We start from the raw sequence: 26,279 nt of genomic DNA on the forward strand, positions 1-26,279 counted from the left end.
GAAAAAAAACAAAAAAAAACGCTACTTTTCAGTAGCGTTTTTTCCACAATAAAGCTAATTATTTTGCTTTTTGGTTTTTCATTGCGTCAAAGAAGTCATCATTATTTTTGCTTAGACCAAGCTTATCAATCAAGAACTCGGTTGCGCCCGTTTCGCCCATTGGATGAACAATTTTACGCAAAATCCACATTCTTTGTAGTTCATCTGATTTGGTAAGCAGTTCTTCACGCCTTGTACCTGAGCGCGTGATATCAATAGCAGGATAAACCCGTTTTTCAGCCAGTTTACGGTTTAGATGAATTTCAGAGTTACCAGTACCTTTAAACTCTTCATAAATAACTTCATCCATTTTAGAGCCCGTATCGATAAGAGCCGTTGCTAGGATAGTTAAGCTGCCACCCTCTTCAACATTACGAGCTGCACCAAAGAAGCGCTTAGGGCGTTGTAAAGCGTTTGCATCAACACCACCTGTTAGTACTTTACCTGAACTTGGCACAACCGTATTATAAGCACGTGCCAAACGTGTAATCGAATCAAGCAGAATAACAACATCTTTTTTATGCTCAACCAGACGTTTCGCTTTTTCAATGACCATTTCTGCCACTTGCACGTGACGACTTGCCGGCTCATCAAAAGTTGATGCAACCACTTCGCCTCTCACCAAACGGCTCATTTCAGTTACTTCTTCCGGACGCTCATCAATTAATAATACAATTAAGACGGCTTCCGGGTAATTAATACTGAGACTTTGAGCAATATTTTGCAGCAACATTGTTTTACCCGCTTTCGGCGGTGCAACGATCAAACCACGCTGCCCTTTACCAATTGGCGAGACTAAATCCAAAATACGTGCCGTAATATCTTCTGTACTACCATTACCATTTTCTAAACGAAAACGCTCATCGGGGTGAATGGGGGTTAAGTTTTCAAAAAGAATTTTATTACGAGAGTTTTCTGGTTTATTGAAGTTAACTTCAATAATTTTCAGTAATGCAAAATAACGCTCACCATCTTTAGGCGGACGGATCTTACCATCAACACTATCACCTGTTCGAAGATTAAAACGACGAATTTGGCTTGGCGAGATATAAATATCATCAGGGCCAGCGAGATATGAACTTTCGGAGCTTCGTAAAAAACCAAAGCCATCTTGCAATATTTCAAGCACACCTGCGCCAAAAATGTCTTCCCCACTTTTGGCGTGAGCCTTAAGAATTGCGAATATAATGTCTTGTTTTCTTAAACGAGCTAGATTTTCTAGCCCCATCGATTCCCCAAGCGTAACAAGGTTAGAAACCGGTGTATCTTTTAATTCAGTTAAATTCATAAGTTTTTTAGGTATGCAGCTTTGAAGTGAGTGATAAATGAGTGATGTCAGGAATTGATTTTTATTTTTGTTTGTTTGTTTGTTTGTATTTTGAGCACAAGGGTAGCACTAAATTTTGCGTTAGTCCAGATTGAACACGCTGCAGATCACAACTTGTCCAATCTGTATTGAATCTTTTAGATATTTGCATCCAAAAATTCTACAAGTTGGGTTTTGGAAAGCGCCCCAACTTTCGTTGCAGCAACTTTACCGTCTTTAAATAACAACAGCGTTGGAATGCCACGAATACCAAATTTAGGCGGGGTCGCACTGTTTTCGTCTATATTTAATTTACCAATAGTGACTTTACCTGCGTATTCAGCCGCAACTTCCTGAAGAATAGGAGCGATCATTTTACAAGGTCCACACCATTCAGCCCAAAAATCAACTAAAACAGGACCTTCGGCATTAACTACATCATCTTCAAAACTTGCATCACTTAACGTTACGATATTTTCGCTCATTTTTATCTCCAGAAAGGTATTACTAATAATTAATTACTATTATGTAAATTAATTTTTGATTTTTGATTTTTGACATGTGAATTGAACACAATACTTATTGTATGTATAAAATGCTATCACTTTCCAATGCCAGAAAAGAATTACTAATAATTAATTACTCTTATCTAAATTAATTTTTAATATTTGAATCGAACTCAATACTTATTGTATGTATAAAATGCTATCATTTGCAAATGAATAAAACACATCTAACTCAAACAAAATTTGCAGACCTTCCTTTAGAGAAAAGTCTAATTTCAGGTTTAACGTCGCAAGGTTATGAATATTGTACTCCTATTCAGGCTTTGTCATTGCCAATCACCCTTACAGGGAAAGATATAGCAGGACAAGCTCAAACAGGAACAGGTAAAACCCTAGCGTTTTTACCTGCGGTATTTCATCACCTATTAACCAATGCACAACCTGAAAATCGCCGCAAGAATCAACCTCGGGCTATCATTTTAGCGCCGACACGTGAGCTTGCAATCCAAATACACAAAGATGCCATGGTTCTTGCCAGCATGTCAAACTTACGTTTAGGTTTAGCATATGGGGGCGAGAAAGTTGAAATTCAACGTACTAAGCTGGAAAAAGGCGTTGATATTTTAATTGGTACCACGGGCCGTACGATTGACTTTGTTAAACAGGGTGTTATCGATATGGGTTCTATACAAAGTGTTGTCCTTGATGAAGCGGATCGCATGTTTGATCTTGGCTTTATTAAAGATATCCGTTATCTGTTTAGACGCATGCCAGAAGCGAAATCACGTCTAAACATGTTGTTTTCAGCCACCCTGTCTCATAAAGTTCAAGAACTTGCTTTTGAGCATATGAATGATCCAGAAAGTATCCAGATTGAACCAGAAGTAATGACATCTGTGAATATAACTGAAGAACTTTTTTATCCTTCTAATCAAGATAAAATATTACTTTTATTAAGCCTAATAGAAGAAGATTGGCCTGACAAAGCGATTGTTTTTGCCAATACCAAACATACCTGTGAAAAAGTATGGGGTTATTTAGCGGGAGATGGCTTACGAACAGGCTTATTAACTGGCGATGTGCCTCAAAATAAACGCTTAAAAATATTACAGCAGTTCACTGACGGTGAAATTGATATATTAGTTGCAACTGATGTGGCAGCTCGTGGTTTACATATTCCTAAAGTATCACATGTTTTTAATTTCGATCTGCCCGATGATTGTGAAGATTATGTGCATCGAATTGGTCGTACCGGACGTGCGGGTGAAAAAGGTTTGGCCATTAGTTTTGCCTGTGAAAAGTATGTCTTTAACCTTCCGGCAATTGAGGAATATATTAAACATCCTATTCCTTGCAGTGAATATGATAAAAATGCGATGCTCGACTCTTTACCCGTAATGAAGGTAACAAAGTACAAAGCACATCCGAATAGCCGTAAAGATAATTATCACCGTACTCATAAGCGATAGAATGACCAACAACCGCTATACCATCATTGACCTTGGATCAAATAGCTTTCATATGCTAACTGTTGAAAGGATCAATAATGGTTTTAGTGTTTATTCTAAATCAAAACAGAAAGTGCGCCTTGCTGCAGGCTTAGATGAACAATATAACATCAATCAAGAAACCATACAGAAAGGCTTAGATTGTTTAACCAACTTCAAAAATGAACTGCGTATTTTACAGCCTGTTAAAGTCCTTATTACCGCCACGGCAGCATTACGCCTGGCCAACAATAAAGAAGTATTTATAAAGCAAGCAGAAGAAATATTGCAGCGACCCATTAATTTAATATCTGGCCTGCAAGAAGCGCGGATAATCTATAAGGGCGTTGCATTTACTGAAAATATTTTGTTCCCTCTGCTGGTTATTGATATAGGAGGCGCAAGCACCGAATTAATAATAGGCGAGGGTACGACAGTAAAAATTGCTCACAGCTTAGATATGGGCTGCGTCACTTGGTTAAAAAGATATTTTCCCGATAATCAGCTCAATCAGGAAAATTTCAAAAATGCCATTGAACAGGCAAAAAAAGTGATACAGCCAGAGGCACAACAATATTTACAGCAAGGCTGGTCACTAACGATGGGCGCTTCAGGCACCATCCAAGCGGTTCAAGAAATAAACGAAAAACAGAAACTAAGCCCTGAAATCAACTTACAACTTTTATATCAGATCAGAGCATTGTGCATAAGATGTGGAACAATTGAAAATTTACATATTGATGGCTTAAAATTATCCAGAAAACTAGTCTTTGCGAGTGGACTTTCAATACTCATCGCACTATTTGAAATATTAGCTATTCCAGCTGTACAATGCTCAAAAGGTGCCTTACGTGAAGGGTTAATTAGTATTTTATTCTCAAGCCACACTGAAACTACTCTATCCATATAATAATACTCTCAATAACATCATCAAATTTTAAACAATGAGCTGCTCCGGGAAAGACTTACTACAGAAAAATAATTTTGCATTTATGCAATGCTTGTAGAGAGTCAATTTTTCCTATCAAACCACAATATATTGGAACTGATAAGCTCGACTCTCATATATATGATCGTCAGATAAAAGCGCGCACTATTTACCCTAAGCAGGGTAACGGCCATCACCAATTGATACCAAAAAAAATAATTAAACGATCAGGTTTACCATTTCTTTTAGCTGAATGTTTTTAGCTGTTCTACCTGATCCCTAACGTTATTCCATCCTCGACTAACCAACTCAACTATATGTTCATAATTTTTAAATAAAAATTGGCTAAATCATGCGTGCCCACACTTGTTCAATTGGATTTAGCGCTGGTGAATAATAAAAATAAAAATGCATAATGGCTAAATTATCAAATTTAAGCACCATCTTATTGGAGTGTAAAATAGTACTATCCATGACAACAACTGCATAGTAAGGAACGCTCCGATTGCCGATGTCTGGCGATGGAACAGGGTTCGCAGAGCTTAGTCCGCTCATAATACCAATTCTACTAATTATGTGATCTAATAGTATTCCAATTATTAAATAATGAAACGCTATTGATGACTACAAAAAAACATGACTTTACTGCATTAGCTAAAACGCATCAAAGCGTTCGAATGAGGCTCCGTTTTTTAGCACTTGCACACTTCCAAGAAGGTAATTCACGCACTGCTATCGCTAAATTTTTAAAGGTCAGCCGAACCAGTATAAATAAATGGATCTCTCAGTATCACCAATTTGGAATGGATGGCTTAATCGATAAAAAAACAACTGGCAGGCCTTTTCGATTATCGAACGAGCAACATAAGCAACTCATTCATTATGTAACTGAGTCATCTAAAAGTGAGCTTGGTGGACGATTAAATGGCTCAGACATACAACTTTATATAGAAGAAAATTTTGCAGTGCATTACCATTTATCAAGTGTTTATAAGTTACTGCATAAGTTAGGTTTTTCTTGGATAACATCCCGTTCTAAGCACCCTAAGCAATCAATTGAAGCGCAAGAGGATTTTAAAAAAATTCCAATTCAAAACGATCTTTAAGATCCCTGGTCATATTGCATTAGATCGTGTGGATATATGGCTACAAGATGAAGCACGATTTGGCCAGCAAAATACAACAACCAAATTATGGGCTGAAAAAGGTAGCCGTCCAAGAGCAGTAAAACAACAGCAATTCGAATACGCCTATTTATTTGGATCTGTCTGTATTACCAATGGCGCTTCAGAAGCACTAGTCGTACCTTATGTAAACAAAGACATTATGATGACGCATCTTCAACAAATATCAGATAGAACCCCAATTGATAGACATGCCGTTATCATCATGGATGGTGCTGGTTGGCATAGCGATGATATTGACGCTGACTTCAAGAATTTAACAATCATAAAGCTGCCACCCTATTCACCCGAACTAAATCCGATTGAACAGGTATGGAGTTGGCTTCGACAACATCACTTAGCAAACAGATGTTTCAGTGGTTATGATTCAATAGTTGAAACTGTCTGTGATGCTTGGAATGATTTTGTAAGTGACAGCAAAAGAGTGATAAAAATGTGTACGAGGGATTGGATGTCATTGATCAGTTAAATAAGCGGATTGGTATAAGTCATCAATCGATAGAATTAAAAAACCCAGTAAGCAAAGACTTACTGGGTTGGTTTAATTAGGCGCTTGGCGATGGAACAGGACTCGCAGAGTTCGTCCGCTCATAAACCTTGGCTGGCGCCAAATTCGCCCTACTGTCACATGGCTTGAATGCCACTCCGTGGCTGCTCTTTATTTCCCATGTTCGAGTAGTCATCGCCCAAGCGCTTAAACGAAAAAATCCCAGCCCTTCTTTCGAAGGACTGGGATTTATCGTTATTAGGCGCTTGGCGATGACCTACTCTCACATGGGGAGACCCCACACTACCATCGGCGCAATTGCGTTTCACTGCTGAGTTCGGAATGGGATCAGGTGGTACCACAATGCTATGGTCGCCAAGCAAAAACTTTTTAAAGCTTAGGCTTTTTTTAGCTTTAAATTGTTTTGGCCGGTAGGAGATTAACGTCTTTTTGTTAATCTTCCGTAGGGCAACAATCTAAAGTCTTTTTAAAATTTAATTAGAAAAGCTGGTTTTATTGTTTTTTTTATCAAGCAATCGTAAATATTTGTAAAATATGTTTCGCAAGCATATTTTTTTTTTGTCTTGGATACTGTTGTTTCAACTCTTAGCTTAATCAAAGGGAATGTTAATAACATTCACTGACCCACTCGTCTACTGCAACTCAACACGTCTTAGGTGTTGTATGGTTAAGCCTCACGGGTAATTAGTACAAGTTAGCTCAATACATTACTGCACTTACACACCTTGCCTATCAACGTTGTAGTCTCCAACGGCCCTTTAGGGAGCTTAAAGCTCCAGTGAGAACTCATCTCGAGGCTCGCTTCCCGCTTAGATGCTTTCAGCGGTTATCGATTCCGAACGTAGCTACCGGGCAATGCATCTGGCGATACAACCCGAACACCAGCGGTTCGTCCACTCCGGTCCTCTCGTACTAGGAGCAGCTCCTCTCAATTCTCAAACGCCCACGGCAGATAGGGACCGAACTGTCTCACGACGTTCTAAACCCAGCTCGCGTACCACTTTAAATGGCGAACAGCCATACCCTTGGGACCGACTTCAGCCCCAGGATGTGATGAGCCGACATCGAGGTGCCAAACACCGCCGTCGATATGAACTCTTGGGCGGTATCAGCCTGTTATCCCCGGAGTACCTTTTATCCGTTGAGCGATGGCCCTTCCATTCAGAACCACCGGATCACTATGACCTACTTTCGTACCTGCTCGACGTGTCTGTCTCGCAGTTAAGCTGGCTTATACCATTGTACTAACCTCACGATGTCCGACCGTGATTAGCCAACCTTCGTACTCCTCCGTTACTCTTTAGGAGGAGACCGCCCCAGTCAAACTACCCACCAAACAGTGTCCCAAACCCCGATTCAGGGGCCATGGTTAGAACTCAAAACATACAAGGGTGGTATTTCAAGGTTGGCTCCACGTCATCTAGCGACAACGCTTCAAAGCCTCCCACCTATCCTACACATGTAGGCTCTAAGTTCACTGCTAAGCTGTAGTAAAGGTTCACGGGGTCTTTCCGTCTAGCCGCGGGGACGCAGCATCTTCACTGCGATTTCAACTTCACTGAGTCTCGGGTGGAGACAGCATGGCCATCATTACGCCATTCGTGCAGGTCGGAACTTACCCGACAAGGAATTTCGCTACCTTAGGACCGTTATAGTTACGGCCGCCGTTTACCGGGGCTTCGATCAAAAGCTTCGACCTGAGTCTAACCTCATCAATTAACCTTCCGGCACCGGGCAGGCGTCACACCCTATACGTCATCTTACGATTTAGCAGAGTGCTGTGTTTTTAATAAACAGTTGCAGCCATCTGGTATCTTCGGCCTCCAACAGCTCAGAGAGCAAGTCTCGTCACCGTCGGAGGCGTACCTTCTCCCGAAGTTACGGTACCATTTTGCCTAGTTCCTTCACCCGAGTTCTCTCAAGCGCCTTAGTATTCTCTACCTGACCACCTGTGTCGGTTTGGGGTACGATCCTCTATTATCTGAAGCTTAGAGACTTTTCCTGGAAGCATGGCATCAATGACTTCATCACCTTGGTGACTCGACATCGTGTCTCAGCGTTAAAAGAAACCCGGATTTACCTAAGTCTCCCGCCTACGCACTTGAACCTGGACAACCATCGCCAGGCCCACCTAGCCTTCTCCGTCCTCCCATCGCAATAATAAAGGGTACGGGAATATTAACCCGTTTCCCATCGACTACGCCTTTCGGCCTCGCCTTAGGGGTCGACTCACCCTGCCCCGATTAACGTTGGACAGGAACCCTTGGTCTTCCGGCGGGGAGGTTTTTCACCTCCCTTATCGTTACTCATGTCAACATTCGCACTTCTGATACCTCCAGGATGGTTTACACCTTTCCCTTCGACGGCTTACAGAACGCTCCTCTACCATGCCTATAAATAAGCATCCGCAGCTTCGGTGATATGTTTAGCCCCGTTAAATCTTCCGCGCAGACCGACTCGACTAGTGAGCTATTACGCTTTCTTTAAAAGATGGCTGCTTCTAAGCCAACTTCCTAGCTGTCTGAGCCTTTCCACATCGTTTCCCACTTAACATATACTTAGGGACCTTAGCTGGCGGTCTGGGTTGTTTCCCTTTCCACGACGGACGTTAGCACCCGCCGTGTGTCTCCCGTGATTGCACTTGTTGGTATTCGGAGTTTGCATGGGGTTGGTAAGTCGGGATGACCCCCTAGCCCAAACAGTGCTCTACCCCCAACAGTGATACACGAGGCGCTACCTAAATAGCTTTCGAGGAGAACCAGCTATCTCTTGGTTTGATTGGCCTTTCACCCCCAGCCACAAGTCATCCCCTAATTTTTCAACATTAGTGGGTTCGGTCCTCCAGTTGATGTTACTCAACCTTCAACCTGCTCATGGCTAGATCACCAAGTTTCGGGTCTAATCCCAGCAACTATTCGCCCAGTTAAGACTCGGTTTCCCTACGGCTCCCCTATTTGGTTAACCTTGCTACTGAAATTAAGTCGTTGACCCATTATACAAAAGGTACGCAGTCACGGAACACAATGTCCGCTCCTACTGCTTGTACGTACACGGTTTCAGGTTCTATTTCACTCCCCTCACAGGGGTTCTTTTCGCCTTTCCCTCACGGTACTGGTTCACTATCGGTCAATTAGGAGTATTTAGCCTTGGAGGATGGTCCCCCCATATTCAGTCAGGATTTCTCGTGTCCCGACCTACTCGCTTTCACTGTAAAGAAGTTTTTGTGTACGGGGCTATCACCCTGTATCGCGGCACTTTCCAGAGCCTTCCACTAACTTTTAAACAGCTTAAGGGCTGTTCCAATTTCGCTCGCCGCTACTATCGGAATCTCGGTTGATTTCTTTTCCTAAGGGTACTTAGATGTTTCAGTTCCCCTCGTTCGCTTCGTTAAGCTATGTATTCACTTAACGATGACACTAAGTGCCGGGTTGCCCCATTCGGAAATTCCAGGATATAACGCTTGTTATCAACTCCCCTGGACTTATCGCAGATTACCACGTCCTTCATCGCCTCTAATTGCCTAGGCATCCACCGTGCACGCTTATTCACTTAACCATACAACACCTAAAAGGTGTCACTTTAAGCGTTTTTATGAATGTTAATAATATTCAAAAAACACATAAGATAACAAAATCTAGATTTTGCATTTATTTGAGTTTCCAAGACGCTTGCGATTTCTCATATTTTACAATACAAAAAACAACATTCGTTTTTCGTGCACCTAGAATTAATTTTTAACGATTAATTCGTAGATACGTACATTATCCAAAGTATCAGTTTGAACAACATTTATTTTTGCTTGATTCATTTACTAAAACCGAAGTTTTAATAAACGAGAACTGTTTATATTTCACTGTGTGAAATACAAACTTTTCGTTTAATTTATCACACCAATCAACACCTGAGTGCTATTGTTATTGTGTGATAAAAAGAACTTTTATCAGCTTTCCTAATTGTTAAAGAGCAGTGTTAAAAAAACACTTATTAATTATTCTTTATAAAGAACAGTTAATAAGTGCGTCATTATAAGCAGGTTCAATTTCCTTAAATACAGAAAATGAATTTGCGGAGCAAATATCAATTTTATTTATTTAAATAAAAAGTGGTATCCCCAAGGGGATTTGAACCCCTGTTACCGCCGTGAAAGGGCGGTGTCCTAGGCCTCTAGACGATGGGGACATAGAAACTACTTGCGCTTTATCATTCTAATCAAACAATCTGTGTGAACACTCATTGTCCCTAACGTACATTTGCTACGCAAATCTACTAGCGGGTTAAGTTTTTGCTACGCAAATACTTAATGTGTGTCTCTTTACGTAAGGAGGTGATCCAGCCCCAGGTTCCCCTAGGGCTACCTTGTTACGACTTCACCCCAGTCATGAACCACACCGTGGTCATCGCCATCCCCGAAGGGTTAAGCTAATGACTTCTGGTGCAGCCCACTCCCATGGTGTGACGGGCGGTGTGTACAAGGCCCGGGAACGTATTCACCGTGGCATTCTGATCCACGATTACTAGCGATTCCAACTTCACGGAGTCGAGTTGCAGACTCCGATCCGGACTACGACAAACTTTATGAGATTCGCATACCTTCGCAGGCTAGCAACCCTTTGTATTTGCCATTGTAGCACGTGTGTAGCCCATCCCGTAAGGGCCATGATGACTTGACGTCGTCCCCACCTTCCTCCGGTTTATCACCGGCAGTCTCCCTAGAGTTCCCACCATTACGTGCTGGCAACTAAGGATAAGGGTTGCGCTCGTTGCGGGACTTAACCCAACATTTCACAACACGAGCTGACGACAGCCATGCAGCACCTGTCTCAGAGTTCCCGAAGGCACTCTACTATCTCTAACAGATTCTCTGGATGTCAAGGGATGGTAAGGTTCTTCGCGTTGCATCGAATTAAACCACATGCTCCACCGCTTGTGCGGGCCCCCGTCAATTCATTTGAGTTTTAACCTTGCGGCCGTACTCCCCAGGCGGTCTATTTAATGCGTTAGCTTTGAAACCCACGGCATATAGCCACAAACTTCTAATAGACATCGTTTACTGCGTGGACTACCGGGGTATCTAATCCCGTTTGCTCCCCACGCCTTCGCGCCTCAGCGTCAGTCTTTGTCCAGGTGGCCGCCTTCGCCACTGGTATTCCTTCAGATCTCTACGCATTTCACCGCTACACCTGAAATTCTACCACCCTCTACAAAACTCTAGTTAACCAGTTTCAAATGCAGTTCCAAGGTTGAGCCCTGGGCTTTCACATCTGACTTAATTAACCGCCTACGCGCGCTTTACGCCCAGTAATTCCGATTAACGCTCGCACCCTCCGTATTACCGCGGCTGCTGGCACGGAGTTAGCCGGTGCTTCTTCTGCGAGTAACGTCACAGATATTGGATATTAACCAATACCCTTTCCTCCTCGCTGAAAGTGCTTTACAACCCGAAAGCCTTCTTCACACACGCGGCATGGCTGCATCAGAGTTTCCTCCATTGTGCAATATTCCCCACTGCTGCCTCCCGTAGGAGTCTGGACCGTGTCTCAGTTCCAGTGTGGCTGGTCATCCTCTAAGACCAGCTAGGGATCGACGCCTTGGTAAGCCATTACCTTACCAACTAGCTAATCCCACTTGGGCTCATCTTGTCGCGATAGCATATAAATAGAGGCCACCTTTGGTCCGGAGACATTATGCGGTATTAGCAGTCGTTTCCAACTGTTGTCCCCCGCAACAAGGCAAATTCCCAAGCATTACTCACCCGTCCGCCACTCGTCAGCAAAATAGCAAGCTATTCTCTGTTACCGTTCGACTTGCATGTGTTAAGCCTGCCGCCAGCGTTCAATCTGAGCCATGATCAAACTCTTCAATTTAAAGTTTAATTTGCAGCTTGCGCTGCGACTCAATATAACTGACTAAAACTAATTACTCTTCATTTCAATACCTAAGTATAAAAGCTTCAGTATAAAAATAATGAATAACTTATTATTCTGAATAAATAAATTTATTCGTGTGTCACTTTTATTGATGAGCAATCTATTTACGAAGTAAAAAGTTACTGCCTTTACAAGAAAGGACTTTGATTTTTTTGAAATCACATCAACAATAAGTGTCCACACAGATTGTTTGATTAAATTGTTAAAGAGCGTGCCTTTCGGCGAGGTGCGCATATTACGCTACCTGCAAACGATGTCAATGGTTATTTTTAATATTTTCAATCAACGTGATACGTTATTAAAAACTTAACCTCTTTCGTTCTAAGTAACCGGATTGACTTGCGTCTTTCCCGTTTCCGTGGGGCGCATTATAGGGATTTAAAGTACATTGGCAAGGGCTTTATTGACGATTATTTCAATAAAATGTGCGAACGATTATTTAACAATCAATGTGCTCATTTATCAGCTAAAGAGTGCTGATTTTTTAACTGTTAAGCATAAATCATCTCTTTAATTATTCTGTTTTGATTTAAAAAATCTGTTTTTCTATATTGCGGACATAAAAAAAGGAGCTAAGCTCCTTTTTTTTGTTCATTACTCTTTGTCGAGACTATTATTTATAAAGACAAAGGTATGCAGTTTGTACTTTTACTTTAACATCAAAGCTCACATTTGCTTCTACTTCAAATGTTTCACCAGCGTTGAATGTTTTCCAGTCCGTTGCGCCTGGTAGTTTTACCGTCAGAGCACCGTTTACCACTGTCATGAACTCGTAAGCATTAGTATCAAAAGTGTATTCACCGATATCCATAACGCCAAGAGTTCCTGGTAATGTTGCGCTTTGGAATGCAATTGATTTCACATTGCCATCAAAGTATTCATTGCTTTCAAAACTCATGTTATTTCCTTTATATATGTCGTTGATGTGCAAATGATTATGAACAAGACAAATTTAAAATTCAAGTAATTAAATGACCTCTTCAAATTCAGCTTCCATTAATTCAATTTTTTCCTGTGCATCCATCCAAGCCATTTCCGCTTCTTCGAGTGACTCTTTTAACTCGCCCTGCTGCTTTAATAACTCAGTTAAGCGTGCCTTTTGTGCGTGTTCATATAGTGCAGGATCTGCCAGTTGCTTCTCTATCTCTTCTAATTGTTGACTCAATTTTTCCATTAACTTTTCTGAACTGCTTAACTGCTTTTTATAAGGTGTTAATTTTTTACGAAATTCAGCTTCTAAATGTTTTTGTTCTTTACGATTAACAGTCGATGAGTTAACACTTTCAAGGTCTTGAACTGGTTGTTTTTCAATACGTTGTTGTTCTGATAACCATTTATGGTAATCATCAAGGTCACCAACAAAAGGCTCTACTTTATGATCATGCACTAAATATAAATCATCGGTTGTGGTGCGTAACAAATGACGGTCATGCGAGACTATTACCATTGCACCTTCAAACTCTTGCAGTGCCATTGTGAGTGCATGGCGCATTTCCAAATCAAGGTGGTTGGTCGGTTCATCAAGTAATAACAGGTTGGGTTTTTGCCACACCAACAGGGCCAACACTAAACGCGCTTTTTCTCCCCCCGAAAATGGCCTGACTTTATCTAACGCCTTATCCCCTTGAAAACCAAAAGTGCCCAAAAAATTTCGTAAGGTGACTTCTTTTTCATCATGTGCAAACCGGGCAAGATGTTGAAGTGGTGTTTCATCCAGAGATAAAAGCTCTAATTGATGCTGGGCAAAGTAACCAATTTTAGCCTTTGGATTGATCTCCAATTTACCCGAGATAGGTTTAATTTGGTTTGATATGAGTTTAATAAGCGTTGATTTACCTGCACCATTGCGGCCCAATAAACCGATTCGACTGCCGGGCGCAAGATTTAATTCTATTTTATCAAGAATCAATAAATCGTCATAACCTGCACTCACTTTTTCTAAGGTTAATAACGGCATCGGCAAGGAATCCGGCTCTCTAAAGGAAAAGCTAAATTGATTATCCAAATGTGCAGGTAATAATTGCTCCATTTTTTCTAATGCTTTAATACGACTTTGTGCTTGTTTCGCTTTGCTGGCTTTATAACGAAAACGGTCAATATAATCCTGCATATGACTCATTTGCGTTTGCTGCTTTTCAAAAGAGGATTGCTGCTGTGCTAACTTTTCAGCCCGTTGACGTTCGAAACTGCTGTAGTTACCCGTATATTCATGAAGTTGCTGCTGCTCTATATGTATTATTTTATCAACGATAGTATCAATAAAGTCACGGTCATGTGATATTAAGATTAATGTGCCTGCATATTGACGTAACCATTTTTCAAGCCAAATGACTGCATCTAAATCAAGGTGATTGGTTGGTTCATCAAGTAATAATAAGTCAGAAGGGCAAAGTAGCGCTTGTGCTAAATTTAAACGCATACGCCAACCACCCGAAAAATCACTTACTGAGCGACTTTGATCCGGCTCTGGAAAGCCTAAACCGGCGAGTAATTCAGCGGCACGGGATTCAATGGTATAACTTCCCGCATGGTCTAATTTACCATGCAGTTCAGCTATTTTATTGCCGTTATCAGCGGCCTCTGCTTCTTTAAGTTGCTGCTGTAACAATCTGAAATCATAATCCCCGTCAATAACGTACTGTAACGCATTCATATCGAGCGCAGGGGTTTCTTGAGCGACACTTGCCATACGCCAATGCTGTGGAATACTCAGCTCGCCATTATCAATCTGTGCTTCTTGCTTTAAAAGTGCAAAAAAACTTGATTTACCACAGCCATTAGCACCGACTAATCCGACTTTTTGGTGTGGGTTGATTGTTGCGCTGGCATTTACAAGTAAAGGTTTACCGCCGCGAATTAATTCAATATTACTAGCCACAATCATAAATAGATCTTCTCAATATTATAGAAGCGAAAATAAAGGTAATAATAACGGACTTTACAAAGTTGAGCCATAGCAGTTGGTAATCAAATACAATTTCGTTACTATGGGACAATGATGTATTAAATAGATTATTAAAAATGGCATTAACAAAAAATAAAAAACGTTTTATCGCAGGTGCAAGTTGCCCAGAATGTAATCAACTTGACAGCATCGCTCTGACACGGGAAAATGGAGTTGAAACTCTAAGGTGTGTATCTTGTGGTTACACACAAACACAAACACCGCAACAAGCAACATCGGCAACACGCCAATTTGAACAAATTATCGGTGTGTTTGATCCGAATGAAATTGAATAAAACTTAAATAATGAGAAATAATATGAAAATTACAAATGACTCAGTGGTTTCAATCCACTTCGGCGTTTCAGAAGTAGACGGTAACGCATTAGACAGCACTGAAAATGGTGCTCCACTTGAATTCATTCAAGGTTCACATTATTTGGTCCCAGGCTTAGAAGCTGAATTAGAAGGCAAACAGCTTGGTGATAAATTTGACGTTGAATTAGAAGCTAAAGATGCATATGGCCTTTTCCAGGACGAATTAGTACAACAAGTACCACGTTCTTTATTCGAAGGTGTTGATGAAATTGAAGTAGGCATGTCATTCCAAGCTGAAACAGATCAAGGACCACGCTCCGTTGAAGTCACCGAAGTCGGTGAAGAAAATGTCAGTATTGATGCAAATCATCCGCTAGCTGGTATGGCTTTAAAATTTGTAGGTGAAGTTATTGGCGTTCGCGCCGCAACCGAAGAAGAATTAGCGCATGGTCATACTCACCCGGCGGCCAGCGAAGAAAAAGAAGCCGTTGAAGCAGCTAACGCATAACGCGCAAGGTGATAGTTATTGCGCAGACCCTCATGAAACAAGTTATGAATGCTGCAATGGAGATCACTAAGATCTGATTGATTGAATGACAGTTTAATTTTGCTAACACGCTGGCGTTCAATCAATTTTCATCCTTTAAAGATAACAACCTCTTTTTACCTTCTGTTAATCAAAAACTGACTCCCCCTTTTCATAAATTAATCAAAGATCCATAAAGTTAAAAATTAATTTTTAATTAATGAGAAACTAATAATATTATCAATAAATTCCTCAGGTTCGCTAATAAATGGCGCATGCGATGAGTGCATAAATACTTTTTTCAGGGAGTCTGGCAGTAATTGCTGCATAGCAACACTTGTTTCAATAGGGACTAAACTGTCAAACTGACCAAAAATGGATAAACAAGGGAGACTAATCTGAGCAAATTCCCTTCGTAAATCACTCTCACTGAGAAGATTTAAGCCTTCACTTAAAGCCATCAAAGAGGCTTGCTTTGTATCCTTCAAAAGTTTTTTTAATATGAGCGTGTCTTTACGTGTACTTTCACAGCCCATTGCTTGAATGCTGATAAAGCGAGCCAATGTTTTATCTGAGTTTTTAAGCAGCCCCAATTTGAAGTTTTCAAACACAATAGTTTCAACACCCGGCCAGAGTAGGTCGCCAACAAATTTGGGCGAAGTACAAACTTGAATTAATTTAGCAATTTTATTGGGGTATAAGTAACTGGCATGACTTGCAATTAAACCACCCAGAGACCAACCACACCAGATTGACTGCTCAGGCACACTTTCCATAATACGCTCGACTATTGTATCAAGAGAATATTCAGCTAATCCTTCACTGCGGCCAAATCCAGGGAGATCAATTAAATGCACTCGAAAATGAGCAGATAATCCATAAAGAACCGGATCCCAAACGGCAGAGTTCACCCCCCAGCCATGTAATAACAACAAATTGGGCCCTTCACCCAGCACACGGCAATATACTCTTTGTTCTATAATCACATTCTCTCTCTCTTTTAATTGGATAAACGCTGGTGCAAACAGTTACTGCCTTTATTAAACAAAAATGCAAAAAATTAATCGCACAATGCTTACCTGCCCGGTGTTTAATGTGCGAATTGTCAAGCCATGACAAGCTGATCTGTCAATATTGCCAAACAGCATTACTCGAAGCGAGAACCTGCTGTTTACGCTGCGGCTTAGCGTTGAATATCTCTTTACCCTTTTGCGGAGATTGTTTGAAAAAAGCACACTTATTTGAACAATTACATGCCCTTGGAAGTTATCAACCGCCCTATTCACAGATGGTTAAAAAATTAAAATATACAAAACAGTTGCTTTACGGAGAGCTATTGGGCGAATTACTCACGGAATCGATTCTGCTTAATTTATCCGCGCAGCAGATAAGTACAGTTGATTACTTATTACCCGTGCCATTACACACAAAAAAACAGCGTTCCCGTGGTTTTAATCAAGCAACTATCATAGCGCAGGTGATCGCAAAACGATTAAATACTCCCCTTTTATTAGAAGGGGTCGAGCGCCATATAAGCACAATGCCGCAGGAAGGGCTTACATTATATAACAGAAAGAAAAATTTAAATGGCGCTTTTTCTATCTGCCCATCAATGCAGCAAGAGATAATAGGTGCTTATATTGTCATTATCGATGATGTTGTCACCACTGGCGCAACAGTAAATAGTTTGTGTCACACACTATTAGAAGCAGGGGCACAACGAATCGATATTTGGTGCATCAGCAGAACATCATTGAACACTCAAAAATCATAACACATATGCTTATTTCCGAATCATTTATTGGGTGGCAATGAATGCTAGACAGACATAAAACGCTATTTTAGTCTTTGCTCTTGATTTGATTCATGACTCGCGACGTTATAGCTTTCCACTATCATTCCATGGCATTTTTTGTGAAATTAAAATGACCAATTATTTTAGGTAAGAGCTTACTTTTATTCATTTATCTGGATACCCATAAGTGCTTTTCCTGCAGGAAGTAAAATAATCACTATTATTTTACTTCTTATTATTTATAATGGTTGAGTAAATTACTCAAGAATAAAGGCCCGACTATGATTGAAATCACTCCAATTGCACAAGCACATTTTAAAAAATTACTTGAACCACAAAAAGAAGGAACACACATTCGCGTGTTTGTTATTAATCCCGGCACAGCTAAAGCTGAATGCGGTGTTTCATATTGCCCACCTGAAGCTGTCGAAAGCAGTGATACACGGTTAACTTTTGATGGGTTTGATGCATTGATTGATGAGGTTAGTGTACCCTTTTTAGAAGATGCCTTTGTAGATTTAGTGGAAGAGGATGCGGGAACTCAGCTGACCCTTAAGGCACCCAATGCAAAAATGCGTAAAGTAAAAGACGATGCGCCACTACTTGAACGTGTTGAATATGTTATCCAGGTTCAAATAAATCCACAACTGGCAAGCCACGGTGGTTTTATCAAATTAATAGAAATAACAGAGGATAATGTTGCTATTATTGAATTTGGTGGTGGTTGTAACGGTTGCTCTCAAGTTGATTTGACACTCAAACAAGGTGTTGAAAAAGAGCTGATAGACGAATTTTCTGGCGAGCTAAATGCTGTGAGAGATATCACCGAACATGAAAGTGGCGATCACTCTTTTTATAAATAAAAAGATTCTTTAACAAGGGCTAAAGCAAACTTAGCCCTTATTTAAAAGTACGAAATACTCCTCATAATGTATTCACTTCCTCCAATTAATCCAGCCAATAGCAAAATAATTGTATTCTTTGTAAGCGAGTCAACAACAGTAGATATGATAATTTGGCAAGAATTATTTTTATAGAAATAGGCTGATCTGGAATTATTTTGTTTATTTTGCGTGTAGTGTCAAATAACACGAGCATTTTATGAACAAATAGAGTAGAATGCGCCACCCTCGCAGAAGGATTGATTTTATCCCTGCGAAACTTTCAGATTAAACCTACTACGCGGTTGATAATACAAAAAATTAATAGATGGTTTCAGTAATTAAACTGAAATGATTGAGTTGATGTAGGTATAGGCTGAATTTAGTGTACTTAAGTGATTACTTAAATACAGACTTAAACCGAACTGATGAGGCCAATATGTCAGAGTCAACAAATACCAATCAAGAAGTTACCTTACCAAATTTTACTGAATTAAATTTACCTGAAGCACTAACAAAAGTTGTTTCTGAATTAGGTTATGAAACCCCCTCTCCAATTCAAGCACAATGTATTCCTCTGTTGTTAGAAGGAAAAGATGTTCTAGGTCTTGCACAAACAGGAACAGGAAAAACGGCAGCATTCGCTTTACCTTTACTGGCCAATATTGATATTAATCTAAACCAACCACAAGTATTAGCCCTTGCGCCAACGCGTGAGTTAGCAATTCAGGTTGCAGAAGCATTCCAAACCTATGCGCGCCATTTACGCGGTTTCCATGTACTTCCTATTTATGGCGGTCAAAGTTACGACATCCAATTCAAGCAGTTAAAACGTGGACCTCAAGTTGTTGTCGGCACACCCGGTCGTATAATGGACCACCTAAAACGCAAAACACTGGACTTATCAAATATTAAAACATTAATACTTGATGAAGCTGACGAAATGTTACGTATGGGTTTCATTGACGACGTTGAAACGATCATGAAAGAGATGCCGGATAAGCGCCAAACCGCACTTTTTTCTGCAACCATGCCAGATCAGATTAAACGTATTACAAAACGTTACATGAACAGCCCAACTGAAGTTAAAATCCAAAGTAAAACATCAACTGTGGAAAATATTGAACAGAAATGTTGGATAGTGCGTGGCGTTAATAAACTTGATGCCCTAACACGTATGCTTGAAACTGAAGAATATGATGGTGTGATCATCTTTGCCCGTACTAAAACAGCAACAGTTGAATTAGCCGAGCGCTTAGAAGCCCGCGGTTACCGAAGCGCAGCATTAAATGGTGATATGAATCAGCAGGTACGTGAACGTACTATTGCTCGTTTGAAATCAGGCGGTTTGGATATTTTAGTCGCAACAGACGTTGCTGCACGTGGTCTTGACGTAGAACGTTTAAGTTTAGTGGTCAACTATGACATTCCAACGGATACAGAATCTTATGTTCACCGTATCGGACGAACAGGCCGTGCGGGTCGTAAGGGTAAAGCAATATTATTCGCAGCACCGCGTGAACGTCGTTTATTAAAAGCGATTGAACGTGCAACCCGTCAAGAAATTACTATCATGGACTTACCTAGCCGTGATGAAGTAACTAAAACGCGCATCGCTAATTTTCAAAAACAACTTTTATCTGTTGTTGAAAGTGAAGATCTTACTTTCTACCGTACTTTATTCGAAGAAATCGAAAACAATACGGATATTGATCATTTAGATCTTTCTGCGGCCCTTCTTTATCTGGCACAGAAAGAAAAACCTTTACAGCCAGTTGAAGAAAAATTTGTCGAGCCACGCCCAAATACTAGTAATCCTCGCGAGGAACGTGGACGTCGCGATCGTAATGACCGTAACGACCGTGGACGTACTGAGCGTAGTGACCGTGGACGTCCTGAGCGCAGCGAACAAGGAGGTGATAAACCTCGTGGACGTGGACGCCCAACGGATGTTGAATTAGAAGTATATCGTATCGATGTAGGTCGTTCACATGGTGTCCAAGTTAAAAATATTGTGGGTGCCATTGCTAATGAAGCTGATATCAATAGCCGTTTTATTGGTGATATCAAACTTTCAGATGATTATTCAACCATTGAATTACCAAAAGGTATGCCGGCTGAAACACTTAAACATCTTGAAAATGTTTATGTTTGTAAACGTCAGTTGAATATCAAAAAGAACTAAAAAACGCTTCTAAATAGCGTTTTAGTTTAAAATTAAGGGTGCTGTGGAGCACCCTTTTTTATACCTAAAATTTAGCAAATAGCGATTATATACTCAGAGTTAAATCTACCTCATTAAATACATAAGCATATAAAAGAATTAGATGAGATAAAAGGGACTGAATAATTAAGTGAGGTAAAGCAATGTTTACCCCACTAATGTTGACTGTAATAGGCTTATTTTTTAGTTGGCCGCTTCCAGTTATTAATATTACGCTGTTTAGCACGACCAATTGCTAATGCATTCTCTGGTACGTCGATCATTATGGTTGAACCGGCACCCGTTGTTGCCCCGTTATTGATGGTAACAGGTGCGATCAACTGACAGTCGGATCCAATAAAGACATCGTCGCCAATATGAGTATGGAATTTGTTCACGCCATCATAATTACAAGTGATAGTACCTGCACCAATATTAACCCTTTGACCTAATGTGCTGTCCCCTATATAACTTAAATGGCCACATTTAGTGCCATTACCCAGGGTTGATTTTTTAATCTCAACAAAGTTACCGACATGCACTTCTTCTTTAAGCACACTTTGGGGACGAATACGAGCAAATGGACCGATCGTTGCACGGGCGCCAATACTACTGCCTTCGATAATTGAATTAGCCTGGATCACAGCATTCTCAGCGATATCACAATCAATAAGAATACAGTTTGCGCCAATCACAACACCGTTACCCAAATTAACATTACCCTGGATAATAACATTGATATCAATTTCAACATCTACACCGCAAGTTAATGTTCCGCGTAAATCAAAGCGGTTTGGATCTCGCAGCATCACACCACTGAGCAGCAGTTCAGTCGCTTTTTTAAGCTGATAAGCACGCTCTAGATTGGCAAGTTGCAGGCGAGTATTAACACCTTCAACTTCAGTTGCACTTTCTGGTTGGACAGCAGAGATAATGCGTCCCTCTAAATGCGCCATTTTAATAATATCAGTAATATAATATTCACCAGCCGCATTTTCATTACTTAACGCAGGCAGCCAACGACTTAAATCATTGGCATCCGCAACAAGAATGCCTGTATTGACCTCTTTAATGCTTAATTGCGCTACTGTCGCGTCTTTTTGCTCAACAATACCAGCAACCTCGCCATTCATCCGTTCAATACGTCCATAACCTGTTGGATTATCTAGCTCAACGGTTAATAATCCGATACCACCAGGCGGTTGTGCCGCGATTAAATCTGTTAATGTTTTTTCAGAAAGCAAGGGCACATCACCATAAACCATTAGAATTTTTTCATCATTTTTAAAATGAGGCAGTGCAATTTGCATCGCATGGCCGGTGCCTAATTGCTCGGCTTGTTTGATCCAATTAAGACTGCCATCGGATATTTTTTCCTGCAGCTGTTGCCCTCCGTGACCATAAATCAAATGAATGCTGTCAGCACCTATACTTTTAACCGTATCAATAACATGTTGAACCATCGGTTTATCTGCTATTTTATGGAGCACTTTGGGAAGTTCAGAACACATACGAGTTCCTTTGCCGGCGGCAAGGATAACAACGCTTAAAGACATAGAGAAAACCTCAATAATTAAAAAATTAAAGATACCATTCTAACGAAGTTTTTACCTTTAACGAATAATAAAATGACATGCTCGTATTTTATTACTGAATTAAGCATAAAAATTGAGTATAACTATTCAGGTAGTTTGATTAAATGAGCGTCAGCACTATAAAAATCAATTGCTTTTCATCATAATCGAAAACAAAGATTACCAGCTTTTAACTTTTCCCTAAAATATAGGCTATTTTATGAAACAACAAATATTGCAAGAGATGCGTGTTTTAGTCACTATCAATGAAGAAATAGAAATTAAACGTCGAATCAACTTTATCAAAAAAAAATTACAGCAAGCTGAATGTTATACTCTGGTTTTGGGTATCAGTGGCGGTGTTGACTCAAGTACCGCCGGTCGTTTATGTCAACTCGCAGTTGAACAATTAAATCAATCGACAGATACGGACAAATATCAATTTATTGCCGTTCGACTTCCCTATGCGATTCAGAAAGATGAAGATGAGGCACAATTAGCATTACAATTTATACGACCTTCACATGTTATTACCATTAATATAAAAAATGGCGCTGATGGCATACATGAAAGCACCTTAGCGGCACTTCAGACAAGTAGCGTCAATCTTTCTGCCGATACCAATATTGACTTTATTAAGGGTAATGTTAAAGCGCGAATGCGAATGATCGCACAATATGAAATTGCAGGGTTAACCGGAGGGTTAGTTGTCGGAACAGATCACAGTGCAGAAAATATTACCGGCTTTTATACCAAACATGGCGATGGGGCTTGTGATTTAGCACCCTTATTCGGTTTAAATAAACGTCAGATTCGCGCATTAGCTAAACAGCTTGGCGCACCTGCAATATTAATTGAAAAAGCACCCACAGCTGACTTGGAAGAAGATAAACCTCAGCTGCAGGATGAACATGCATTAGGGATTACTTATGATCAAATTGATGATTTCTTAGAAGGTAAAGCTGTCACACAGGAAATTGAAGATAAGTTAATCGCAATTTATCTGCGTACCCAACACAAGCGTCAAGCTGTTCCAACCATTTATGATTGATCAAATTAATGTTCAACCCTATCTCCAAACTACTTGAAAATGCAGATTTAAGTCGTTTGGGTATAAATGATTAGATTGAACATTAACTTTACCTTTTTATTAGACCAGATCATGCAAAACACTAGCCATAGCAAAGCAGAAAATGGTAGATTTAAGGCTCAGGTTAATCATTAACCGCAACATTTTTTATTTGTTTAACAGAAAGGATTAATAGATCATGAAAAAAGTAGGCTTAGTTGGTTGGCGCGGTATGGTGGGCTCTGTGCTTATGCAAAGAATGCGCGATGAAAATGATTTTGCAACAATTGAACCTGTATTTTTTACCACCTCGCAAATTGGCCTTTTGGCACCTGAAATTGGTAAACCAAGTGATACATTAAAAGATGCATTTGCCATTGACGAACTGGCTAAGATGGACATCGTGGTCACTTGCCAAGGTGGTGATTATACTAATGAAGTCTACCCAAAACTGCGCGCTGCGGGCTGGAAGGGTTACTGGATTGATGCCGCGTCTTCATTACGTATGCAGGATGACAGTATTATCGCATTAGATCCTGTCAACAAAGATGTTATACAACAAGGCATTAAAGACGGAGTGAAAACTTTCGTTGGCGGTAACTGTACTGTTTCATTATTATTAATGGCATTGGGCGGTTTATTCGAAGAAGAACTCATCGAGTGGGTAACCCCGCATACTTATCAGGCAGCTTCGGGCGCCGGTGCACGAAATATGCGCGAACTAATTAGTCAGATGGGCTCTATTAGTGCGTCTGTTGCCGATAAATTAGCCGATCCTGCCTCTGCGATTTTAGAAATAGATCAGCAGGTAGCTGAACATATTCGTAGTGATGCGCTGCCAAAAGAGCAGTTTGGAGCCCCCTTGGCAGGTAGTTTAATTCCCTGGATTGATGTTCCTATGCCATCTGGTCAAAGTAAAGAAGAGTGGAAAGCACAGGTTGAAGCAAATAAAATTTTAGGAACAAGTGACAAGCAGGTGCCAATTGATGGTTTATGTGTCCGTATTGGTGCAATGCGCTGCCATAGTCAGGCAATCACTATGAAACTAAAAAAAGATATTTCAGTTGCTGAAATTGAACGCATTTTAGGTGCCCATAATGAGTGGGTTAAAGTGATTCCAAATGAACGTGATATCACAATAGAAGAACTTTCTCCTGCTAAAGTAACGGGTACTTTAACGATTCCTGTTGGCCGAATTCGAAAATTAGCAATGGGACCAGAATACGTTACTGCATTTACGGTTGGTGACCAATTATTATGGGGCGCGGCTGAACCACTTCGTCGTATGCTGAACATTCTACAAGCGTCATAAATTTTACACGGCAAATAAAAAAGGCTTCAAATAAGAAGCCTTTTTTAATGCATAAAATCAACCAACCATAACAGCGATTAGAAAAGAATAATCACTCGTCCTTTGGGCTACGGGATAACAAGTCCATCGCGGCTTGTTTGACGGCTTTATCCTGATATAAGACATAATAAATTTGTTCACAAATGGGCATTTCAATGCCAATCCGATGCGACAAGTTATACACCTCTTCGGTATTTCGATAACCTTCTACCACTTGACCTATTTCAATTTGCGCTGCGTTAATCCCTTTACCCTGCCCCAAAGCAAGTCCAAAACGGCGATTGCGAGATTGATTATCGGTACAAGTTAATACCAGATCACCCAGACCTGCCATGCCCATAAAAGAGGATTCTTTAGCGCCTAACGCCACACCCAAACGCGTTAATTCAGCCAAGCCGCGTGTAATCAATGCGGTACGGGCATTTGCACCAAAACCTAAACCATCGGCGAGGCCAGCCCCTATTGCAATCACATTTTTCACTGCACCACCTAGTTGTACAGCAGTGAAATCATCTGAAATATAGGTTCTGAAATTACGGTTATTATGAAAGAGAGCGGCAATATCCTGAGTAAACTTGCTTTCAGATCCAGCGACAGCCACTGCGGTCGGTAATCCTTTCGCAACTTCCATCGCAAAAGTTGGACCGGAAATGACCGCTAAAGGGTAATGTTGCCCTAAGATGTCCGTAGCCACTTCCTGCAATAAACGCCCTGTTTTGGCTTCTAACCCTTTTGTCGCCCAGGCAATGCGGTGCTGCGGGGTAAGAAATGGTTTTATTTGTTGTAAAACAAGTGCAAAAACATGGCTTGGGACTACCAACAGAATATTGCGAGTGGCAGCTAAACAAACCTTTAAATTAACTTCCGGTGTTAATAGTTCCGGAAATTTAATATTTGGCAAAAACTTTTTGTTTTCGCGATCAGCTTGTAACCGTTTGATATGATCTTCTTGATGTCCCCAAAGCAAGGTGGGATGACCGTTTCTTGCCAAAGATACAGCAAGGGCGGAGCCATATGATCCCGCCCCTAAGACTGTAATGGCTATATTATCTGCCATTTAAATACCTACTCGTTATAATCACTAAACTTGTGTTTAACTGTTCAGTAATTTATTAAGAATCTAATTTAGCTTGTTTACGTAATACAGACCGTTGCAATACCGACTTCACTTAAAGTTAAGCCGTTATCAACACCTAAAGTAGGTTTAACTGCTCAGGAATTTATTAAGAATTTAATTTAGCTTCTTCTGATTGTTTTCTTAATACAGCCTGTTGAAATAATGCATCAAAATTTACCGGTGCGAGGTTTAGCTGCGGGAAAGTACCACGGGTAACCAGGCTTGACACTGTTTCACGTGCATAAGGGAATAAAATATTAGGACAAAATGCATTCAAACAATGCGCCATTTGCTCGCCTTCTAAATTTCCAACGGAGAAAATACCCGCTTGTTGAACTTCACATAAAAATGCAAGCTCTTCTCCAACCTTTGCAGTGGTTGTTAATGTCAAAACCACTTCAAAGACATTATCTTCTAATTTCTGGCTTTTTGTATCAATATCCATTGATACCTCAGGTGACCACTCTTTTTTAAAAATGTTTGGTGACCCTGGACATTCAAAAGAAATATCTTTTACATAGACACGTTGGATATTGAATTCTACTTGTTCTGGTTGAGCTTGTTGTTCTGCCATTATAATCCCTTAAATTTATCTTATTTTATTTTAATATTAATTA

The 26,279-nt window shown here is 40.4% G+C and carries 18 protein-coding genes, 1 tRNA gene and 3 rRNA genes; 10 read left to right on the top strand and 12 right to left on the bottom strand.

Annotation, left to right across the window (positions count from 1 at the left end; translation table 11 throughout):
- Positions 1–58 precede the first annotated feature (58 nt).
- Positions 59–1,327 (bottom strand): transcription termination factor Rho, encoded by a 1,269-nt coding sequence (gene rho, locus PING_RS16420; RefSeq protein ID WP_011771431.1) that lies wholly within the window; start codon positions 1,325–1,327, stop codon positions 59–61.
- Between the two features lie 176 nt (positions 1,328–1,503).
- Entirely contained in the window at positions 1,504–1,830 is a 327-nt protein-coding gene (trxA, locus tag PING_RS16425) for a thioredoxin TrxA (protein WP_011771432.1), read from the bottom strand.
- Positions 1,831–2,063: 233 nt separating this feature from the next.
- On the opposite strand from trxA, the gene rhlB reads away from it, so the two are divergent.
- The 3 genes from rhlB (at position 2,064) to PING_RS20195 (ending at position 5,919) form a co-directional block, all read left to right on the top strand.
- Complete coding sequence (gene rhlB / locus PING_RS16430; RefSeq protein WP_011771433.1) at positions 2,064–3,320, top strand: ATP-dependent RNA helicase RhlB; 1,257 nt, start codon at positions 2,064–2,066, stop codon at positions 3,318–3,320.
- Position 3,321: 1 nt separating this feature from the next.
- Positions 3,322–4,248, top strand: coding sequence for a Ppx/GppA phosphatase family protein (locus PING_RS16435; RefSeq protein ID WP_011771434.1), 927 nt, complete (start codon positions 3,322–3,324; stop codon positions 4,246–4,248).
- A 638-nt stretch (positions 4,249–4,886) separates the two neighbouring features.
- Positions 4,887–5,919, top strand: a protein-coding gene (locus PING_RS20195) for an IS630 family transposase (RefSeq protein WP_232279378.1) whose coding sequence is annotated in 2 segments (ribosomal slippage) — positions 4,887–5,350 and positions 5,349–5,919 — 1,035 coding nt in all. Because the reading frame shifts where the segments join, the coding sequence is not laid out codon by codon here.
- A 282-nt stretch (positions 5,920–6,201) separates the two neighbouring features.
- Here PING_RS20195 and rrf read toward each other — a convergent pair.
- From rrf to PING_RS16480, 6 genes are all read right to left on the bottom strand, one after another.
- A 5S ribosomal RNA gene (rrf, locus tag PING_RS16450) occupies positions 6,202–6,317 on the bottom strand.
- Between the two features lie 304 nt (positions 6,318–6,621).
- Positions 6,622–9,513, bottom strand: a 23S ribosomal RNA gene (locus PING_RS16455).
- A 548-nt stretch (positions 9,514–10,061) separates the two neighbouring features.
- Positions 10,062–10,137, bottom strand: a tRNA-Glu gene (locus PING_RS16460).
- Positions 10,138–10,275: 138 nt separating this feature from the next.
- Positions 10,276–11,822: ribosomal RNA gene (locus tag PING_RS16465) — 16S ribosomal RNA — on the bottom strand.
- The 16S, 23S and 5S rRNA genes sit together here with 1 tRNA gene alongside, the layout of an rRNA operon.
- Positions 11,823–12,498: 676 nt before the next feature.
- On the bottom strand, positions 12,499–12,783 hold the full coding sequence (ppnP, locus tag PING_RS16475) for a pyrimidine/purine nucleoside phosphorylase (protein ID WP_011771435.1): 285 nt from the start codon (positions 12,781–12,783) through the stop codon (positions 12,499–12,501).
- 69 nt (positions 12,784–12,852) lie between these two features.
- Complete coding sequence (locus tag PING_RS16480; protein WP_011771436.1) at positions 12,853–14,769, bottom strand: ABC transporter ATP-binding protein; 1,917 nt, start codon at positions 14,767–14,769, stop codon at positions 12,853–12,855.
- A 137-nt stretch (positions 14,770–14,906) separates the two neighbouring features.
- Between PING_RS16480 and PING_RS16485 the strand changes: the two genes are divergently transcribed.
- On the top strand, positions 14,907–15,125 hold the full coding sequence (locus PING_RS16485) for a YheV family putative zinc ribbon protein (protein ID WP_011771437.1): 219 nt from the start codon (positions 14,907–14,909) through the stop codon (positions 15,123–15,125).
- A gap of 22 nt (positions 15,126–15,147) precedes the next feature.
- On the top strand, positions 15,148–15,654 hold the full coding sequence (gene slyD, locus PING_RS16490) for a peptidylprolyl isomerase (protein ID WP_049752998.1): 507 nt from the start codon (positions 15,148–15,150) through the stop codon (positions 15,652–15,654).
- 224 nt (positions 15,655–15,878) lie between these two features.
- Here the strand turns inward: slyD and bioH are convergent, their stop codons facing one another.
- Positions 15,879–16,658: a pimeloyl-ACP methyl ester esterase BioH gene (gene bioH / locus PING_RS16495; protein ID WP_011771439.1), complete on the bottom strand. Its 780-nt coding sequence runs from the start codon at positions 16,656–16,658 to the stop codon at positions 15,879–15,881.
- A 236-nt stretch (positions 16,659–16,894) separates the two neighbouring features.
- Here bioH and PING_RS16500 point away from each other — a divergent pair, with 236 nt between their 5' ends.
- From PING_RS16500 to PING_RS16510, 3 genes are all read left to right on the top strand, one after another.
- Entirely contained in the window at positions 16,895–17,446 is a 552-nt protein-coding gene (locus PING_RS16500) for a ComF family protein (protein WP_232279379.1), read from the top strand.
- Positions 17,447–17,748: 302 nt separating this feature from the next.
- On the top strand, positions 17,749–18,330 hold the full coding sequence (gene nfuA / locus PING_RS16505; RefSeq protein WP_011771441.1) for a Fe-S biogenesis protein NfuA: 582 nt from the start codon (positions 17,749–17,751) through the stop codon (positions 18,328–18,330).
- A gap of 457 nt (positions 18,331–18,787) precedes the next feature.
- Entirely contained in the window at positions 18,788–20,533 is a 1,746-nt protein-coding gene (locus PING_RS16510; RefSeq protein ID WP_011771442.1) for a DEAD/DEAH box helicase, read from the top strand.
- A gap of 215 nt (positions 20,534–20,748) precedes the next feature.
- On the opposite strand, the gene glmU is transcribed toward PING_RS16510, so the two are convergent.
- On the bottom strand, positions 20,749–22,107 hold the full coding sequence (glmU, locus tag PING_RS16515) for a bifunctional UDP-N-acetylglucosamine diphosphorylase/glucosamine-1-phosphate N-acetyltransferase GlmU (RefSeq protein ID WP_011771443.1): 1,359 nt from the start codon (positions 22,105–22,107) through the stop codon (positions 20,749–20,751).
- A gap of 238 nt (positions 22,108–22,345) precedes the next feature.
- On the opposite strand from glmU, the gene nadE reads away from it, so the two are divergent.
- On the top strand, positions 22,346–23,176 hold the full coding sequence (gene nadE, locus PING_RS16520) for an ammonia-dependent NAD(+) synthetase (protein WP_011771444.1): 831 nt from the start codon (positions 22,346–22,348) through the stop codon (positions 23,174–23,176).
- Positions 23,177–23,393: 217 nt separating this feature from the next.
- Entirely contained in the window at positions 23,394–24,506 is a 1,113-nt protein-coding gene (gene asd, locus PING_RS16525) for an aspartate-semialdehyde dehydrogenase (protein WP_011771445.1), read from the top strand.
- Between the two features lie 91 nt (positions 24,507–24,597).
- Here asd and gpsA read toward each other — a convergent pair whose 3' ends face one another.
- Together gpsA and secB are read right to left on the bottom strand one after the other, a co-directional pair.
- A complete protein-coding gene (gpsA, locus tag PING_RS16530; RefSeq protein ID WP_011771446.1) occupies positions 24,598–25,602 on the bottom strand; it encodes an NAD(P)H-dependent glycerol-3-phosphate dehydrogenase in 1,005 nt (334 codons plus the stop codon).
- A gap of 166 nt (positions 25,603–25,768) precedes the next feature.
- Positions 25,769–26,236, bottom strand: coding sequence for a protein-export chaperone SecB (gene secB, locus PING_RS16535; protein WP_011771447.1), 468 nt, complete (start codon positions 26,234–26,236; stop codon positions 25,769–25,771).
- Positions 26,237–26,279: the final 43 nt, after the last annotated feature.

This window comes from Psychromonas ingrahamii 37, assembly GCF_000015285.1.
Classification (GTDB): Bacteria; Pseudomonadota; Gammaproteobacteria; order Enterobacterales; family Psychromonadaceae; genus Psychromonas; species Psychromonas ingrahamii.

Coding starts and splice junctions, on each gene's coding strand:
- glmU (WP_011771443.1), bottom strand. CDS start 22,107: ATGTCTTTAAGCGTTGTTATCCTTGCCGCCGGCAAAGGAACTCGTATG.
- nfuA (WP_011771441.1), top strand. CDS start 17,749: ATGATTGAAATCACTCCAATTGCACAAGCACATTTTAAAAAATTACTT.
- PING_RS16485 (WP_011771437.1), top strand. CDS start 14,907: ATGGCATTAACAAAAAATAAAAAACGTTTTATCGCAGGTGCAAGTTGC.
- asd (WP_011771445.1), top strand. CDS start 23,394: ATGAAAAAAGTAGGCTTAGTTGGTTGGCGCGGTATGGTGGGCTCTGTG.
- PING_RS16510 (WP_011771442.1), top strand. CDS start 18,788: ATGTCAGAGTCAACAAATACCAATCAAGAAGTTACCTTACCAAATTTT.
- PING_RS16435 (WP_011771434.1), top strand. CDS start 3,322: ATGACCAACAACCGCTATACCATCATTGACCTTGGATCAAATAGCTTT.
- rho (WP_011771431.1), bottom strand. CDS start 1,327: ATGAATTTAACTGAATTAAAAGATACACCGGTTTCTAACCTTGTTACG.
- gpsA (WP_011771446.1), bottom strand. CDS start 25,602: ATGGCAGATAATATAGCCATTACAGTCTTAGGGGCGGGATCATATGGC.
- ppnP (WP_011771435.1), bottom strand. CDS start 12,783: ATGAGTTTTGAAAGCAATGAATACTTTGATGGCAATGTGAAATCAATT.
- slyD (WP_049752998.1), top strand. CDS start 15,148: ATGAAAATTACAAATGACTCAGTGGTTTCAATCCACTTCGGCGTTTCA.
- PING_RS16480 (WP_011771436.1), bottom strand. CDS start 14,769: ATGATTGTGGCTAGTAATATTGAATTAATTCGCGGCGGTAAACCTTTA.
- secB (WP_011771447.1), bottom strand. CDS start 26,236: ATGGCAGAACAACAAGCTCAACCAGAACAAGTAGAATTCAATATCCAA.
- trxA (WP_011771432.1), bottom strand. CDS start 1,830: ATGAGCGAAAATATCGTAACGTTAAGTGATGCAAGTTTTGAAGATGAT.
- rhlB (WP_011771433.1), top strand. CDS start 2,064: ATGAATAAAACACATCTAACTCAAACAAAATTTGCAGACCTTCCTTTA.
- nadE (WP_011771444.1), top strand. CDS start 22,346: ATGAAACAACAAATATTGCAAGAGATGCGTGTTTTAGTCACTATCAAT.